Genomic DNA, 1,680 nt, shown 5'->3' on the forward strand with positions numbered 1-1,680 from the left:
AGCTACTCAAGGCCGGCATGCAGGTGGTCGTGATCGACCCGCTGGACGTCTGGTGGGGCCTGCGCGCTTCGGCCGATGGCGAGGGCCCAGGTCTACCTGTTGTCGTGCTCGGCGGCGCACACGGCGATCTCCCCCTCGATGCGACTACCGGCGCACTCATCGCCGATCTGGTCGTCGAGGAGGGCATCTCGGTTGTCTTGAGCCTCCGCCATCTCAGCAAGAGCGACCAACGCCGGTTCGTGACGGATCTCGCAGAGCGCCTCTACCACCGCAAAGGCGAGGACCGGTACCGCCAACCCATGCACCTCGTCATCGATGAAGCCGATGCGTTTGTCCCCCAGAAGGTGTATGCCGGCCAGGAACGCATGGTCGGAGCCATCGATGACATCGTGCGCCGGGGACGGGCGAGCGGGATCGGTGTCACACTCATCACGCAGCGGGCGGCGGTGATCTCGAAGGACGTACTGACACAAACCGAAGTGCTCGTGGCGCTCCGCACCATCAGTCCCCAGGATCGGAAGGCTGTCGAGGCCTGGATCGAGGCCCACGACGCCGAGGGGCGGCGCCATGAGTTCATGGAATCCTTGGCATCCCTGCCGGTGGGTACAGCGTGGTTCTGGTCGCCCGGGTGGCTCGACATCTTCAAGCGAGTTCAGATTCGCCGCCGTGAAACCTTCGATTCGTCCGCCACGCCGAAGGTGGGTGAGACGCCGCGAACGCCGCGCCAGATGGCGTCCATTGACCTCGAGCGGGTACGAGAGCGACTGCAAGCCGTCATGGAGCGCGTGGGACGGGACGACCCGAAGGAGCTGCGCCGCCGTATCGCCGAGCTCGAGCGGCAGCTCGCCGCCCGTCCGGCACCCCAGCCGGTGGTCGAGCGCGTCGAGGTGCCGGTGCTCGACCCGTCGGTGGTGGACAAACTCCGAGAGGTCGTCGAGCAACTTCGGGGGCCGGTTGAAGCCCTAAACACGGCCTTCGCTGCGCTGACCGACGCGGCCACCCGTCTGGAGCGAGCCGGAACGAAGCCGGCAGTCAAGCCGACTACCCGTCCGGCCTCGCTGCCCTCGGCACCCCGACCCGCCCCCGAGCCGGCGCCTGCCCAAAACGGAGCAGTGTCCCTCCGGGCTGGTGAACGCCGGATGCTGGCGACCCTGGCCCGGCGCCACCCGCTTCGGCTCACCCGGGCGCAGCTCGGGACGCTGTCCGGACTCACCCCATCGGGTGGAACGTTCAACACGTATCTCGGCGTCCTCAAACGCCACGGGTTCGTCACCGAGGGGGCCGACGGGCTGCTGGAGATCACGCCGGCGGGGTTCGCCCACTTGGGGGCGGACGTCCCACCTGCGCCGAGCGAGCCCGCCGAGGTGCTGGAGATGTGGAGGGGGGCGCTCCGGGCGGGGGAGCGGCGGATGCTCGACGAGCTGGTGGCAGTTTACCCGCGCAGCCTGACCCGTGCCGAACTCGGGGAGAAGACCGGCATCGTCCACACGGGCGGGACGTTCGGGACGTACCTGGGCGTGCTTCGGAGAAATGGACTAATCGAGGTCGACGGGGAACGGGTACGAGCGAGTGCGACGCTGTTCATGTGAGGATCTGATTCCAGATGACTGGCGAGTTTGAGTTTGAAGGCAGGATGTGGTGCGCCACTACAACAGCGTTCGGTTTCGGTGCGCCTGCGGG

1 protein-coding gene is annotated in these 1,680 nt (G+C 67.4%); it reads left to right on the top strand.

Annotated elements, in window-relative coordinates; all coding sequences use genetic code 11:
- Positions 1-1,589 (top strand): helicase HerA-like domain-containing protein (locus tag AB1609_23200; GenBank protein MEW6049343.1); only part of this gene is annotated, 1,589 nt, incomplete at its 5' end.
- Between the last annotated feature and the right edge of the window lie 91 nt (positions 1,590-1,680).

This window comes from Bacillota bacterium (genome assembly GCA_040754675.1).
Classification (GTDB): domain Bacteria; phylum Bacillota; class Limnochordia; order Limnochordales; family Geochordaceae; genus Geochorda.